At 71.3% G+C, this 13,448-nt stretch carries 13 protein-coding genes; 9 read left to right on the forward strand and 4 right to left on the reverse strand.

Annotated features, from left to right (window positions below; all coding sequences use genetic code 11):
- Positions 1 to 14 precede the first annotated feature (14 nt).
- The 6 genes from NI26_RS14570 (at position 15) to NI26_RS14595 (ending at position 4,899) form a co-directional block, all read left to right on the forward strand.
- Positions 15 to 845, forward strand: a complete 831-nt coding sequence (locus NI26_RS14570; RefSeq protein ID WP_066656877.1) for a hypothetical protein — start codon at positions 15 to 17, stop codon at positions 843 to 845.
- Positions 842 to 2,395, forward strand: coding sequence for a nicotinate phosphoribosyltransferase (locus NI26_RS14575; RefSeq protein WP_066656882.1), 1,554 nt, complete (start codon positions 842 to 844; stop codon positions 2,393 to 2,395). The genes NI26_RS14570 and NI26_RS14575 overlap by 4 nt, the downstream gene beginning before the upstream one ends.
- Positions 2,392 to 3,045 (forward strand): NUDIX hydrolase, encoded by a 654-nt coding sequence (locus NI26_RS14580; RefSeq protein WP_066656885.1) that lies wholly within the window; start codon positions 2,392 to 2,394, stop codon positions 3,043 to 3,045. Before NI26_RS14575 ends, NI26_RS14580 begins: the two co-directional genes overlap by 4 nt.
- Before the next feature lie 18 nt (positions 3,046 to 3,063).
- Complete coding sequence (locus NI26_RS14585) at positions 3,064 to 3,699, forward strand: pyridoxal 5'-phosphate synthase (RefSeq protein WP_066656890.1); 636 nt, start codon at positions 3,064 to 3,066, stop codon at positions 3,697 to 3,699.
- A gap of 272 nt (positions 3,700 to 3,971) precedes the next feature.
- Positions 3,972 to 4,463, forward strand: coding sequence for a GNAT family N-acetyltransferase (locus NI26_RS14590; protein WP_066656892.1), 492 nt, complete (start codon positions 3,972 to 3,974; stop codon positions 4,461 to 4,463).
- Positions 4,464 to 4,626: 163 nt separating this feature from the next.
- Positions 4,627 to 4,899, forward strand: coding sequence for a hypothetical protein (locus NI26_RS14595; protein WP_066656894.1), 273 nt, complete (start codon positions 4,627 to 4,629; stop codon positions 4,897 to 4,899).
- A 58-nt stretch (positions 4,900 to 4,957) separates the two neighbouring features.
- Here NI26_RS14595 and NI26_RS14600 read toward each other — a convergent pair whose 3' ends face one another.
- Positions 4,958 to 7,423, reverse strand: a complete 2,466-nt coding sequence (locus tag NI26_RS14600) for an ATP-dependent helicase (protein ID WP_066656896.1) — start codon at positions 7,421 to 7,423, stop codon at positions 4,958 to 4,960.
- Positions 7,424 to 7,542: 119 nt separating this feature from the next.
- Between NI26_RS14600 and NI26_RS14605 the strand changes: the two genes are divergently transcribed.
- Entirely contained in the window at positions 7,543 to 8,076 is a 534-nt protein-coding gene (locus NI26_RS14605; protein WP_066656906.1) for a hypothetical protein, read from the forward strand.
- On the opposite strand, the gene NI26_RS14610 is transcribed toward NI26_RS14605, so the two are convergent.
- On the reverse strand, positions 8,050 to 9,063 hold the full coding sequence (locus NI26_RS14610) for a glycerophosphodiester phosphodiesterase family protein (protein WP_066656908.1): 1,014 nt from the start codon (positions 9,061 to 9,063) through the stop codon (positions 8,050 to 8,052). The two genes, NI26_RS14605 and NI26_RS14610, sit on opposite strands and share 27 nt — an antisense overlap.
- 113 nt (positions 9,064 to 9,176) lie before the next feature.
- Here NI26_RS14610 and NI26_RS14615 point away from each other — a divergent pair, with 113 nt between their 5' ends.
- A complete protein-coding gene (locus NI26_RS14615; RefSeq protein WP_081985119.1) occupies positions 9,177 to 10,163 on the forward strand; it encodes a DUF817 domain-containing protein in 987 nt (328 codons plus the stop codon).
- 113 nt (positions 10,164 to 10,276) lie between these two features.
- Entirely contained in the window at positions 10,277 to 11,146 is an 870-nt protein-coding gene (locus tag NI26_RS14620; RefSeq protein WP_066656910.1) for a Bax inhibitor-1/YccA family protein, read from the forward strand.
- A gap of 274 nt (positions 11,147 to 11,420) precedes the next feature.
- Here the strand turns inward: NI26_RS14620 and guaA are convergent, their stop codons facing one another.
- Positions 11,421 to 13,001 carry a glutamine-hydrolyzing GMP synthase gene (guaA, locus tag NI26_RS14625; RefSeq protein WP_066656912.1) on the reverse strand — a complete coding sequence of 527 codons (1,581 nt, stop codon included), beginning with the start codon at positions 12,999 to 13,001 and terminating at the stop codon, positions 11,421 to 11,423.
- Positions 12,998 to 13,444, reverse strand: a complete 447-nt coding sequence (locus tag NI26_RS14630; protein ID WP_066656914.1) for a DUF3817 domain-containing protein — start codon at positions 13,442 to 13,444, stop codon at positions 12,998 to 13,000. The genes guaA and NI26_RS14630 overlap by 4 nt, the downstream gene beginning before the upstream one ends.
- Between the last annotated feature and the right edge of the window lie 4 nt (positions 13,445 to 13,448).

Here is a 13,448-nt window from a genome sequence, read left to right on the forward strand (position 1 = left end):
GGTACGGTCGGACCATGGCAGTCGAACTCAGCACCTGGGACGCCCAGGGCACACCGACGACACCGACGTTCTCCACGATGCGGTTCCCCGCGGGCGAGGCACACGTCAAGGTCCGGGACGACGCCGACGCGGGGGCGACCACCGAGATCGCGACCCTGCGCGGCACCGGCGGCGACGACCTGGTGATGCTCGGCATGTGGGCGGACGCGGTCCGACAGCGCGGGGCACGCTCGGTGGCGCTCGTCCCGTACCTGCCCGGAGCGCGGCAGGACCGCGGACTCCCCTTCGGCGCGAAGGTCTACGCGGACGTCCTGAACGGCTTCGCCATCGACCAGGTGATCGCCTTCGACCCCCACTCGCCCGTGATCGTCGGGCTGGTCGAGCGCCTCACCGTGGTGCCGAGCGAGCGGGTCGTGCACGACGCCGTCCTCGCCGGGTCCGACTACAGCGGCATCATCGCCCCGGACAAGGGCGCGGTCGCCCGGGCGGCGCTCGTCGCCGAGGCAGCCGGTCTCCCCCTGTTCCGCGCCGAGAAGCACCGCAACCCGGACACCGGCAAGCTCGACGGGTTCTCGTGCGAGCCGCTCCCCGAGACCGGTCGGCTGCTCGTCGTCGACGACATCTGCGACGGCGGCGGCACCTTCGCGGGCCTCGCCGGCTCGACCGGCCTGCCGGCGGAGCGCCTGGGCCTCTGGGTCTCGCACGGCGTCTTCTCCGGACGGGCCCCGCAGCTCGCCGAGCACTTCGGCGAGATCGTCACCACCGACAGCTACCCCGCACAGCAGGACGTCCCGGGCCTCCGCACCGTCCCGCTCAGCCCGTACCTCACGAAGGAGATCCGATGACGACCACGACGGGCCTCGAGCCCCGCACCACCACCGCGAGCCCGATCGCCCCGCTGCTGGCGGTCGACGGGTACAAGCACTCGCACCGGCAGGTCTACCCCGAGGGCACGACCCGGATCCTGATCAACTGGACGAACCGCTCGAACGCGCACATGCCCGAGTCGACCCACGCGGTGGTCTTCGGGCTGCAGGCGTTCGTGCAGCGGTACCTGGTCGAGGCGTGGGCGCCGTTCTTCGCCGCCGACGAGGACGAGGTCGCGCGGTTGTTCGAGCAGGCACTGCAGGGCTACTTCGGCCCGAACCACATCGGTGTCGACCACGTCCGCGCCCTGCACCGCCTCGGGTACCTCCCGCTCGAGATCCGGGCGCTCCCCGAGGGCACCCTCGCCCCGATCGGCGTCGCGACGCTGACGGTCGAGAACACCCTCGACGACTTCTTCTGGCTGCCGAACTACATCGAGACCGCCCTGTCGGCGTCGATCTGGCACCCCTCGACCGTCGCGACGAAGGCGCTCGAGTACCGGGACCTCATGGAGGAGTGGGCCGAGCGCACCGGCGCCGACCCGGCGAGCATCGACTTCGCCGCCCACGACTTCTCGTTCCGCGGGCAGACGAGCATCGAGTCCGCCGCCGCGGGCGGTGCCGGACACCTGCTGTCGTTCCTCGGCACCGACTCGATGCCGTCGCTCGACTTCATCGACCGCTACTACCCGGGCGACAACGGCTGGGTGGCGGCCAGCGTCCCCGCCACCGAGCACAGCGTGATGTGCGTCCGCGGCGCCGACGGCGAGCTCGAGACGTTCGCGCAGATCCTCGACGTGTACCCGACCGGCATCGTCTCGGCGGTGAGCGACGGCTTCGACCTGTTCAAGGTGATCACCGAGACGCTCCCGCAGCTCGAGGACCGCATCACGGCCCGCGACGGCAAGCTCGTCATCCGCCCGGACTCCGGCGACCCGGTCGACATCGTCACCGGCACCGTGCACGGCGTCGACCAGGCAGCGCTGACCGACCCGTCGCGCAGCCACGAGGAGAAGGGCGTCGTCGAGCTCCTCGACGAGCTGTTCGGGCACACCGTCAACGAGCGGGGCTTCAAGGTGCTCGACCAGCACATCGGCGTCATCTACGGCGACAGCATCACGCTCGACCGTGCCCGTCGCATCTACGAGCGCCTCGCCGCGAAGGGCTACGCGAGCGACAACGTCGTGCTCGGCATCGGGTCGTACACGTACCAGTACATGACGCGCGACAACCTCGGCAGCGCCGTGAAGGCCACGTGGGCCCTCGTCGACGGGCAGCCGGTCGACATCCAGAAGGACCCGAAGACCGGCAGCGGCAAGAAGAGCGCGAAGGGCCGCATCGCCCTGCACCGCGACGACACCGGCGAGATCCGCCAGACCGACGAGGCCACCGCCGAGGACGAGGCGACCAGCCTGCTCCAGCCCGTCTGGGTCGACGGCCGCTTCCGGGTGCACCAGTCGTTCGCCGACGTGCGCGAGACGCTCCGCACCGAACGCGCCGCCCGCGCGGCCCGCCGGGCGTCGGTGTGACCGACGCCCACACGGCGACCCGCGACCAGCCGCTCATCGCGATCGACGTCGTCCCGGTGTCGTTCACGGTGACGGAGGGTCTGCGGGTCGCCACCGCGCGCCGGGCGTACGACCCGTACGCCGGTCGGGAGGCACTGCCCGGCGTGCTCCTGGACGCTGCGGAACGCCTCGCCGACGGTGCACGGCGCGCCCTGCGCACCAAGGCCGCCATCGGCACCGGGGCGGTGCGGCACCTCGCACAGGTCGGTGCGTTCGACGGCCCGTCCCGCGACCCGCGGGAGACCGCGATCAGCATCGCGTTCGCGGCGGTCGTGGCACCGGCGGTGGACGGCGGGCCCGTGGTGTGGAGGTCGACCGACGGGGGCGACCTGGGCCTCCCGTTCGACCACGACACGATCGTGCGGGCCGCCCTCGACCAGGTGCGCACCCGGCTCTGGCGGGACGTCCCGATGACACGCGCCCTGCTCGGTGACGTCTTCCCGACGAGTGCGGCGGCAGTACTCCACGCGGCGCTCCACGGGACCGCCCCGGATGCCGGCAACCTCAACCGTGCACTCCGGACGAACCCCGCGCTCGTCCGGACCGATGCCTCCCCGACGCCCACCGGCCGGGGCGGTCGTCCCCCGGCGACCTGGACGTGGACCGACTGAGCACGGTTGGGTGGGGGCATGTCCAGTTCGCTCTCCGGTGACGACTCCCTGCACCTGCCCGAGTTCGACGCGCCTCCCGCGTCCCCGTTCGACGTCGCCCGAGCCTGGCTCGACGGCGCCGCGGAGCGCGAGGTGTCCGAGCCGATGTCGATGACCCTCGCGACCGCCGGCACCGACGGGCGGGTGTCCGCCCGCACCGTCGACGTGAAGCGGCTCGACGACCGCGGGCTGGTGTTCGGCACCTCGACCCTGAGCCCGAAGGGACGGCAGCTCGCGGACAACCCGCACGCGGCGCTGCAGGTGTACTGGCGCGAGAGCATGCAGCAGCTGCGCTTCGAGGGCCGGGCCGTGCAGCTGTCCGACGAGGAGTCCGACGCGCTGTTCGCCGACCGCTCGCCGAAGTCACGCGCCGCCACCGCGATCGCCGACCAGTCGGACGTGCTCGAACCGCGCACGCTGCAGGACCTGATCGACGACGCGAACGTGCTGCTCGACGAGAGCGACGACGACGTGCCGCGCCCCGAGGGCTGGGTGGCGTGGCGGCTCGAGCCCGACGTGGTGGAGTTCTGGCAGGGCAGCCGCGACCGGATGCACCGGCGGCTGCAGTACGTCCGCGCCGGCGACGGCTGGGACGTGGCGCGGCTGCAGCCGTAGCGCTGCGCGGTCGGCGCGGTGCCGCGGGCGCGGTGCCGCGGGGTCGCGGTGCCGCGGGGTCGCGGTGCCGCGGGGTCGCGGTGCCGCGGGGCGGCGCTGCGTTCCGCACAACCGTGAGCACCTCGCGCCACGGAACCCCACGGCGCGACGTGCTCCGCGTTGTGCAGCGGCACGTCGAACCAGGACTCCGACATCGAACCAGCCGCCGGTGCTGGTTCGACGTCGGGAACGTGGTTCGACGCCGACGGCAGGGCCAGCGGTACCGTCGTCGGATGGGGACCACGCACGCGCTCACCGTCCGACCGGCCGACGTGCGAGACGCCGACGCGATCGCCGCCGTGCACGTGCAGGCGTGGCGCGAGGCCTACGCCCACCTCCTGCCGGCGGAGTTCCTCGCGGCCCTCGACGTCGATGCCCGCGCGGCACGATGGCGCGGGATCATCGCCGAGCCCGGTGTCGACGTGCTCGTCGCCACCGTCGGCGACGCGATCGTCGGCTGGGCGTCCGCGGGGCCCGGTCGCGGCGAGGCCCCACGGGACCGCGAGCTCGAGGGCATCTACGTCCTCGCTGCGCAGCACGGAGCGGGCGTCGGACAGGCGTTGCTCGACGCTGTGATCGGCACGGTGCCCGCATTCCTCTGGGTCGCCGACGGCAACCCGCGTGCCGAAGCCTTCTACCGGCGGAACGGCTTCGAGCGGGACGGCACCGTCAAGCACGAACCGATCGGCCCGCACGGGCTCGATGCGGTCCGGATGGTGCGCTGAGCACCGCCCTCGACCGTGGCGCGGCTCGATCAGCACGCGGGCTGAGCGCCGAGTGGTCATCGTCCAGAGATCACCTGCGAGTGTGGGATCTGGCACATCACATGCTGTTCCCTGGACTCAGGAGCGCCGGACCAGCCGCCGCTCCCCGATCCCAGGAGGAACCATGACCACCTCGAAGCACCTGCTCGCCACCGCCGTCGCCACCTGCGCGCTGGGCGCAGCCCTCGTCTGCGGGACGTCCGTCGCGAACGCCGCGCCCGCGACACCGACCGACCCCGCTGCGAGCACGACGAGCGCCCCGGCTGCCGCCGCACAGGAGCCCGGAGCGGGCGGCATCGCGGTCTCGCGCAACGCCGACGGCACGGAGGACGTCCGACCCATGACCGACGAGGAGCGCTCGGAGATGGACGGGAAGTGGTCCCCCGTGGATCGCTGAGCTGACCGGGTGCCGGTCGACCCGCCGGGGTCGACCGGCACCACCGCGCCCGCTGCCGTCAGAGCTTCTCGATCGGCGCGATCTTGATGAGCAACTTCTTGCGACCCGCGGCATCGAAGGCGATCTCGGCGATGCGCTTCGCGCCCTGCCCGGTCACCGCGGACACCGTGCCCTCGCCGAAGTCGACGTGCTTGATGCGGTCTCCGGCGACGAGTTCCATGTCACCGTTGTCCCGGACCTGCCCGGACACCCGGTTCGCCCACTCGGTCTTCGGACGGGTCTTCGCCGCCGCGGCCGCACGGTCGTAGGAACCGCCGCCGAAGCCGCCACCGCCGCGGTAGCCACCGCCGCCCCCGCCGGCACCGCCGAAGCCACCCGGACCGCCACCGCGACGGGCGTTCAGCGCGCGCGGTTCGGTCCCCCCACGGCTGTTCGCCATGCCGGGCGACTGCTTCCACTCGATCAGTCCCTCGGGGATCTCCTGCAGGAAGCGGGACGGCATCGCCACGTTGACGTCGCCGAACTGCGCGCGGGTCATCGCCAGCGACAGGAAGAGCGACTTCTTCGCTCGGGTGATGCCGACGTAGAAGAGCCGGCGTTCCTCGGCGGGGCCGCCCGGCTCGTTCGCGGACATCCGGTGCGGCAGCAGGTCTTCCTCGACGCCGGTGAGGAACACCGCGTCGTACTCCAGCCCCTTCGCCGTGTGCAGCGTCATGAGCGACACGGTGCCGGACGAGTCGTCGAGCTCGTCGGCCGCTGCGACCAGGGAGACCTCGGTCAGGAAGTCGGACAGGGTGCCCTCGGGGTTGTTCTTCTGGAACTCCCGCGTCACCGCCACGAGCTCGTCGATGTTGTCCGCACGCGCCGCGTCCTGCGCGTCGGGCGACTTCCGCAGGTTCTCGAGCAGCCCGGAGCCGTCGAGCAGCTGCGTGAGCGTGTCGACCACCGGCTGGGTGGCGGCGCGCGAAGCGACGTCGTCGAGCAGCGCTGCGAACGACGTGATCGCGGTCCGCACCTTCGGCCCGAACCCGAGCTCGTCGGCGTGCCGCAGGGCGTCGCGCATCGAGGTCTCGTGCTCGTCGGCGTAGCGCTGCAGTGCCGTCTCCGTCACGGCACCGATGCCGCGCTTGGGCACGTTGAGGATGCGCCGGAGCGACAGCGGATCGGCCGGGTTGGCGACGGTGATCAGGTACGCCATGGCGTCCTTGATCTCCGCACGCTCGTAGAACTTCGTGCCGCCGAGCACCCGGTACGGGATCGCCGAGCGGATGAAGATCTCCTCGAGCGCACGTGTCTGCGAGTTGGTCCGGTAGAACACGGCCATGTCCCGGTACGACGTGCCCTCGTCGTGCAGGCGCTGGATCTCGTCGGCGACGAACTGCGCCTCGTCGTGGCCGGTGTACCCGGTGAAGCCGACGATCTTGTCGCCGGCCCCGACGTCGGTGAACAGGTTCTTCGCCTGGCGGTCGAAGTTGTTCGCGATGACGGCGTTCGCAGCGTCGAGGATCGTCTGCGTCGACCGGTAGTTCTGCTCGAGCAGGATCACCTTCGAGTTCGGGAAGTCCCGCTCGAACTCGACGATGTTCCGGATGTCCGCGCCGCGGAAGGCGTAGATCGACTGGTCCGAGTCACCGACGACGGTGAGCGATGCCGGGGCGATCGACCCGTCGGCCTCGCGCATCCGGGCGACGTGCTGTCCGGTGTCCTCCAGCTTGTCGACCTGCTCGACGGGCACCGGGCGGGTGAGCTCGCGGATCAGGGCGTACTGCGCGTGGTTGGTGTCCTGGTACTCGTCGACCAGGACGAACCGGAAGCGGCGCTGGTAGAGCGCGGCGACCTCGGGGAACGCGCGGAACAGGAAGACGGTCTGCCCGATCAGGTCGTCGAAGTCGAAGGCGTTCGCCCGGCGGAGCTCGTTCGTGTAGCGCCGGAACACCTCCGTGAACATGACCTCCTGCGGGTCGTTCACGTTGATGTTCCGGGCGTAGGTGTCGACGTCCTGCAGCTCGTTCTTGAGCTTCGAGATCTTCGACGCCGCAGCGCCGACGGTCAGCCCGAGGGAGTCCGCCTCGAGCTCCTTGATGATCCGCTTGAGGAGCGCACGGGAGTCCGCGGAGTCGTAGATCGTGAACGACTGCGGGAACCCGAAGCGCTCGGCCTCGCGCCGGAGGATCCGTACGCACGCCGAGTGGAACGTCGAGATCCACATGCCCTCGGCGGCCTGCCCGACCAGGGCCTGCACGCGCTCGCGCATCTCGGCGGCGGCCTTGTTCGTGAACGTGATGGCGAGGATCTGCGACGGCCAGGCCTCGCGGTTCGCCAGCAGCAGGGCGATGCGGCGGGTGAGCACGCTCGTCTTGCCCGATCCGGCACCGGCCACGATGAGCAGGGACTCGCCGCGGTACTCGACGGCTTCCTTCTGCTGGGGGTTGAGACCCGCCGTGAAGGGGTCGTCGTACCCGCCGGGGCGGTTGCCCGCGCCCGGCTCGGGGGACTGGTCGAAGGGGTCGAGCACGATCGTCATGACCGGGTCAGTCTAGGCGCGCCCTCCGACAGGCGCAGCGGCTGCGGTCCGTGGGCCGCGGGACACACTGCGACGCACCAGGACCGGGATCGGGTCCGACGGCGGACAGGCTGTCGGGCATGAGGACGTGGACCGCAGGTGACGCCGTCGAGCTCGTCGAGCGGAGCTGGGTCTGGATGTCGTTCTTCACGACGCCGGTGACGATCACGGTCGGGGCCGGCTGGTCCTTCCTCGCCGACGGCGGCATCGGGAGCCCCGAGGGCCCGCCCGCTCTCGCCCTCACGATCGTCCTCCTCGCCGTCGTCGCGGGGCTCGTGACGATCGGGGGCGGGGCCGTGGCGCTCCCCTGCACGTACGCACTCGGGTGGGCGCTCGCCCGGATCTCCGCCCGCCGCGGCGTGCACGTCGTCGCGCACGCACTGCTCGCCGGCGGCCTGGCGGCGCTCTGCGTCTGGGTGCTCGAGACGTACTGGTCGCACGCGTGGGCACCCCTCCCGGCCTTCCGCCTGCTCATCTCGGTCTCGGCTGCGGCCGCTGCTGCGATCGCCACCTGGCGGACCGCCCGCGCGACCGCGGCGGTGCGGCGACGACGACTCCGCGGCGTGTGGACGCGGGGAGCTGACGGATCAGTCGGTGGCGCTGTCGACGAGTGACCGCGCCCGCACCGCCAGGTCCGGGTGGTCCGCGAACACCCCGTCCACCCCGGTCCGCACGACCGAGGTGAACCACCGCTCCCAGTCGCCGTGCGCTGCCACGTCGCCCCCGCGCCGCAGTGGCGCCGGCAGGAACCGGTTCTCCGGCCGGAGCGTCCACGTGTAGACGGCGAGCCCCGCAGCGTGCGCGCGCTCGACGATGACGCTCCGGACCGGGCGCGGGTCGTCGACGGCGACGCTGTCGACCCCCGCCATCAGGGTCTTCACGTCGACGCTGATGCCGTGGAACTCCGCGGCGAACCCGGCCAGCGCGGCGTCCGTGCGCTCCGACGCCCACGAGGGAGCCGCCGATCCGTGGGCGGCGACCTCGTCCGCGGCACTGCCACGGGCCTCCTGGAGGTACACGAGCCGACCACCCGTCCCCCGTGCGCCGAGCTGACGGAGCACCGTCTTCTCGAACGACTCGATCGTCAGCCGGTCGTCGCCGCGCCACCCGGCGTCCCCGAGCGTGTCGTCGAGCAGCTGCGCCATCGGGAAGCCGGCCTGCTCGAAGAAGTGCGCGTGCTTGACCTCGGCGACGAGCCCGACCGGTCGGGGCGCCGCGTCGAGGATGCCGAGCAGGTCCTCGAGCCGCAGGACGCCGTCCTCCCCGTCGTGCGCGGCGGACGCCGGACGCAGCTGGGGAAGGCGCTCCCGGACCCGGAGCGTCCGCAGCTCGTCCCACGTGAAGTCCTCGGTGAACCAGCCCGTCACGCTCTGGCCGTCGACGGTCTTCGTCGTGCGCAGGTGTGCGAACTCGGGGTGGTCGGCGACGTCCGTCGTGCCGGACACCTCGTTCTCGTGCCGCAGCACGAGCACGCCGTCCTTCGTCGGCACGAGGTCCGGCTCGATCGCGTCGGCACCGAGGCCGACGGCCAGTTCGTAGGCACTCCGGGAGTGCTCCGGTCGGTGGCCGGAGGCACCACGGTGGGCGATCACACGGGTCATGCGCCGAACCGTAGCCGCTCGACCCTGCCCGCAGGTGTCCTCACGGTGTGCCTGTGGACACATCCGTTCAGCCGTCGCCCCTCGTTCCCAGGCCGCCCGCGGAGGGTCGCTCCGTGACCGTCCGACACCTCTCCACCGCCGTCGAGGCCCGCATCGACCGCGCGGCCCGCCGCCTGCTCGACGCCGGGCACCAGCCGCACCGCCCGGGCCGTCTCGCCCTGACCGAGTTCCTGGTGTTCGGCGCGAAGCAGGCGTGGGCGTGCACGTTCGGGGTGCTGCTCCTCGCGACGATGGTCGTGGTGCACCTGACCGTGCCGCCCGGGGCCCGGAACGACGTCCTCACGATGTCCGCGGCGGCGATCCAGGTCGCGATGCTCGTGTTCGGGCTCGAGACGGTCCGGGAGCTCCGGGTGGTGATGGTCTTCCACGTGGTCGGCACGGTGATGGAGGTCTTCAAGACCCACGTCGGCTCGTGGGAGTACGCGGGCGACGGCTGGCTCGTGGTGGCGGGCGTGCCGCTCTTCTCCGGGTTCATGTACGGCGCGGTCGGGTCGTACATGGTCCGGGTCGTGCGGCTGTTCGACCTGCGCTTCGACCGGTACCCGCGGCAGTGGTCGCTCGTGCTCGTCGCGGCGGGCATCTACGCGAACTTCTTCGGGCACCACTTCGTGTGGGACGCGCGGTACGTGCTGCTCGCCCTGGTCGTGGCCCTGTTCGCACGCACCACGATGCACGTCCGCGTGCACCGCGCGACGCTGCGGATGCCGGTCCTGCTCGCGATGGCGCTCGTCGCGCTGTTCATCTGGCTGGCCGAGAACGTCGCGACCTGGGCCGGCGCCTGGTCCTACCCGGCGCAGGCGGGAGCGTGGCAGCCGGTCGCGCCGACGAAGGTCGTCGCCTGGCTGCTGCTCATGGTCGTCTCGGTCGCGCTGGTCTCGTGGCTGTACCCGCAGGTCCGGTCGGCTCCGGCGGTCACCGACCGACGACGTGCGGGCACCGACCGACCGGGAGGCACGTCCCGACACCGCCCCGCAGGCGCCCGTCCGGCGGTCGGCCAGCTCACGACGAGCTCGGGGCAGCCACGCAGACCGCGACCGTAGGCTCCCGGTGTCGGGACCACCGGGTCCCGCTTCCGCTCGCCGCGAATCCTCAGCCTTCCGCGACGGGGCGCCCCTAGGCTGAGAGGACGTAAATCTCCGAGGAAGAGGACACCATGGCCTTCAAGCCCGGTTTCGACCAGTCCCCCGCCTTCAACGACCAGGGCCGTGGCGCCTGGGGCGCCGGCGCTGGTCAGCAGCAGGCGGGCTGGGGACGCACCCCACAGCAGGGACAGTACCCGCAGCAGGGCGGCATGACGCCCGAGCAGCTGCAGTACATGTACGACCGCCCGACGGCGAGCCCGGTCGACACCGACCGCATGTCGTACGAGGACACCATCGTCAAGACGCTGCTCGCGTTCGGCGTGCTCCTCGTCGGCGCCGTCGCCGGCTGGAACCTGCCGCCGATCGTCTGGATCGTCGGCGCGATCGTCGGGTTCGTGCTCGCGCTCGTCAACACGTTCAAGAAGAAGCCGTCGCCGGGGCTCGTCCTGGCGTACGCGTTCTTCGAGGGCCTGTTCGTCGGCGGCATCTCGGCGATGTTCAACAGCCGGTTCGACGGCATCGTCACGCAGGCCGTGTTCGGCACCCTCGGTGTCTTCGCGGTCACGCTGCTGCTCTTCACGTCCGGCAAGGTGCGCGCGACGCCGAAGGCGACCCGGTTCTTCCTCGTCGCGATGGTCGGCTACCTGGTCTTCTCGCTCGTGAACCTCGTGCTCATGTGGACCGGCGTGACGAACTCCGCGTTCGGTCTCCGGAGCTTCGAGATCTTCGGCATCCCGCTGGGCGTCATCATCGGTATCTTCGTGGTGCTCATGGCGGCGTACTCGCTGGTGCTCGACTTCGACCAGATCAAGACCGGCGTCCAGCGCGGCGCTCCCCGCATCTACGCCTGGACCGCGGCGTTCGGTCTCATCGTCACCCTCGTGTGGCTGTACATCGAGATCCTGCGCATCCTCGCGATCCTGGCGAGCAACCGCGAGTAGCTCGCACCTGATCGACACGAGGGGCCCCGGCACACGCCGGGGCCCTTCGTCGTGTGTCGGGAGGGCGGCGCCCGCCCCGACATGTTCTCGTCGCACGACATGCCGCTCACCTCTCGCACGAGCGGCATGTCGTGCGACCGGCACGTCCGCTGGCGGCACGTCGTGCGACCGGGGCGGACCAACCGGGCGACCCGGACGGGCTGAGAGCGGCACGGAGACGCGGCGAGGGCCCGGCACGCAGTGCGTACCGGGCCCTCGGGGCGTCAGGGAGTGGTCACTCCCACTCGATCGTCCCCGGCGGCTTCGACGTGACGTCGAGCACGACGCGGTTCACGTCGGGAACCTCGTTCGTGATGCGGTTCGAGATCTTCGCCAGGGTGTCGTACGGCAGGCGCGTCCAGTCGGCGGTCATGGCGTCCTCCGACGAGACCGGACGGAGCACGATCGGGTGGCCGTAGGTACGACCGTCACCCTGGACGCCCACGGAGCGGACGTCAGCGAGCAGGACGACCGGGCACTGCCAGATCTCCTCGTCGAGGCCGGCCGCGGTGAGCTCCTCGCGCGCGATCTTGTCCGCGGCCCGGAGCAGCTCGAGGCGGTCCTTCGTGACCTCGCCGACGATGCGGATGCCGAGCCCGGGGCCGGGGAACGGCTGGCGGCCGACGATGACCTCGGGCAGCCCGAGCTCGCGGCCGACGGCTCGCACCTCGTCCTTGAACAGGGTGCGCAGCGGCTCGACGAGCTCGAACGTCATGTCCTCGGGCAGGCCGCCGACGTTGTGGTGCGACTTGATGTTCGCGGTGCCGGATCCGCCGCCGGACTCGACCACGTCGGGGTAGAGCGTGCCCTGGACGAGGAACTTGACCTCTCCGGCATCATCGTCGCCGCGCGCCTCGAGCACGAGGGCCTCGGCCGCCGCCTCGAACGTGCGGATGAACTCGCGCCCGATGATCTTGCGCTTCTGCTCGGGGTCGCTGACGCCGGCGAGGGCGTCGAGGAACTGCTGCTCGGCGTCGACCGTGACCAGGCGGACACCGGTCGAGGCGACGTAGTCCTCCTCCACCTGCTTGCGCTCGTCGGCGCGCAGGAGCCCGTGGTCGACGAAGACGCAGGTGAGCTGGTCACCGACGGCCCTGTGCACCAGGGCCGCGGCGACGGCGGAGTCGACACCGCCCGAGAGCCCGGCGATGACGCGTGCCGAGCCCACCTGCGCGCGGATCCGCTCGACCTGCTCCTCGATGACGTTCGCGGAGTTCCAGTCACCGGGGAGGCCTGCGGCGCGGTGCAGGAAGTTCTCGAGCACGGCCTGGCCGTACGCGGAGTGCTTCACCTCGGGGTGCCACTGCACGCCGTAGAGCTTGCGCTCGTCGGAGGCGAACGCGGCGACCGGGGTCGAGGCGCTCGACGCGAGGACCGCGAAGCCCTCCGGCGCCTTCGCCACGGAGTCGCCGTGCGACATCCACGTGACCTGGGACTCGGGCTGGTCACCGAGCAGCACGCTGTCGGTGCCCGACACGGTCACGTCGGTGGCGCCGTACTCGCGGAGGCCGGTGTGCGCGACCTCACCGCCGAGCGACTTCGCCATGGCCTGGAAGCCGTAGCAGATGCCGAGCACGGGCACGCCGAGGTCGAGGATCTCACCGTCGAGGGACGGCGCACCGTCCTCGTACACGGACGACGGACCACCGGAGAGCACGATGGCCGCCGGGTCCTTCTCGCGGACCTCGTCCGCCGTGATCGAGTGCGGGACGATCTCGCTGTAGACGTTCGCCTCACGCACGCGCCGTGCGATCAGCTGGGCGTACTGCGCGCCGAAGTCGACGACCAGGACGGGGCGCTGTTCGGTCTCGCTCACCGAGCGGCCTCCTTCTCACGCTGCTGGGCAGCGGTCAGCTCGTGGTAGGTGTCCATGGCCTTCTGCTGCATGCGGTGCTCCACCACGAAGGACATGAACGGGATGATGCCGCCGAGGGCGATGAGCAGGAAGCGCGACGGCCTCCAGCGCATGATGCTCCACAGGCGGAAGTCCGTGAACAGGTACAGCACGTAGAGCCAGCCGTGCGCGATGAGGATCGCGATCGACAGGTTGAACGTGCCGGGTGCTTCGCCCGCGGTGCCGTTCGGCACGAAGAACGGGCCGTTGCCGAGCTGCATCTCGAGCTGCAGCGGCGTGTACTTGATGACGACCTCGATCACGAGCGCGAGCAGCAGCACGCCGGTGATGTACGCGGAGACGCGGTACCACTTCACCGCGCCCGGGATCTTCGGGATGTCACGCGTGCGGACGGTCAGGGCCATGGGT

This window comes from Curtobacterium sp. MR_MD2014, from assembly GCF_000772085.1.
In the GTDB taxonomy this organism is placed as follows: Bacteria; Actinomycetota; Actinomycetes; order Actinomycetales; family Microbacteriaceae; genus Curtobacterium.

Bases quoted from the DNA above. Each gene is read 5' to 3' on its own strand.
- NI26_RS14570 (WP_066656877.1), top strand. From the start codon at position 15: ATGGCAGTCGAACTCAGCACCTGGGACGCCCAGGGCACACCGACGACA.
- NI26_RS14575 (WP_066656882.1), top strand. From the start codon at position 842: ATGACGACCACGACGGGCCTCGAGCCCCGCACCACCACCGCGAGCCCG.
- NI26_RS14585 (WP_066656890.1), top strand. From the start codon at position 3,064: ATGTCCAGTTCGCTCTCCGGTGACGACTCCCTGCACCTGCCCGAGTTC.
- NI26_RS14590 (WP_066656892.1), top strand. From the start codon at position 3,972: ATGGGGACCACGCACGCGCTCACCGTCCGACCGGCCGACGTGCGAGAC.
- NI26_RS14595 (WP_066656894.1), top strand. From the start codon at position 4,627: ATGACCACCTCGAAGCACCTGCTCGCCACCGCCGTCGCCACCTGCGCG.
- NI26_RS14600 (WP_066656896.1), bottom strand. From the start codon at position 7,423: ATGACGATCGTGCTCGACCCCTTCGACCAGTCCCCCGAGCCGGGCGCG.
- NI26_RS14605 (WP_066656906.1), top strand. From the start codon at position 7,543: ATGAGGACGTGGACCGCAGGTGACGCCGTCGAGCTCGTCGAGCGGAGC.
- NI26_RS14610 (WP_066656908.1), bottom strand. From the start codon at position 9,063: ATGACCCGTGTGATCGCCCACCGTGGTGCCTCCGGCCACCGACCGGAG.
- NI26_RS14620 (WP_066656910.1), top strand. From the start codon at position 10,277: ATGGCCTTCAAGCCCGGTTTCGACCAGTCCCCCGCCTTCAACGACCAG.
- NI26_RS14630 (WP_066656914.1), bottom strand. From the start codon at position 13,444: ATGGCCCTGACCGTCCGCACGCGTGACATCCCGAAGATCCCGGGCGCG.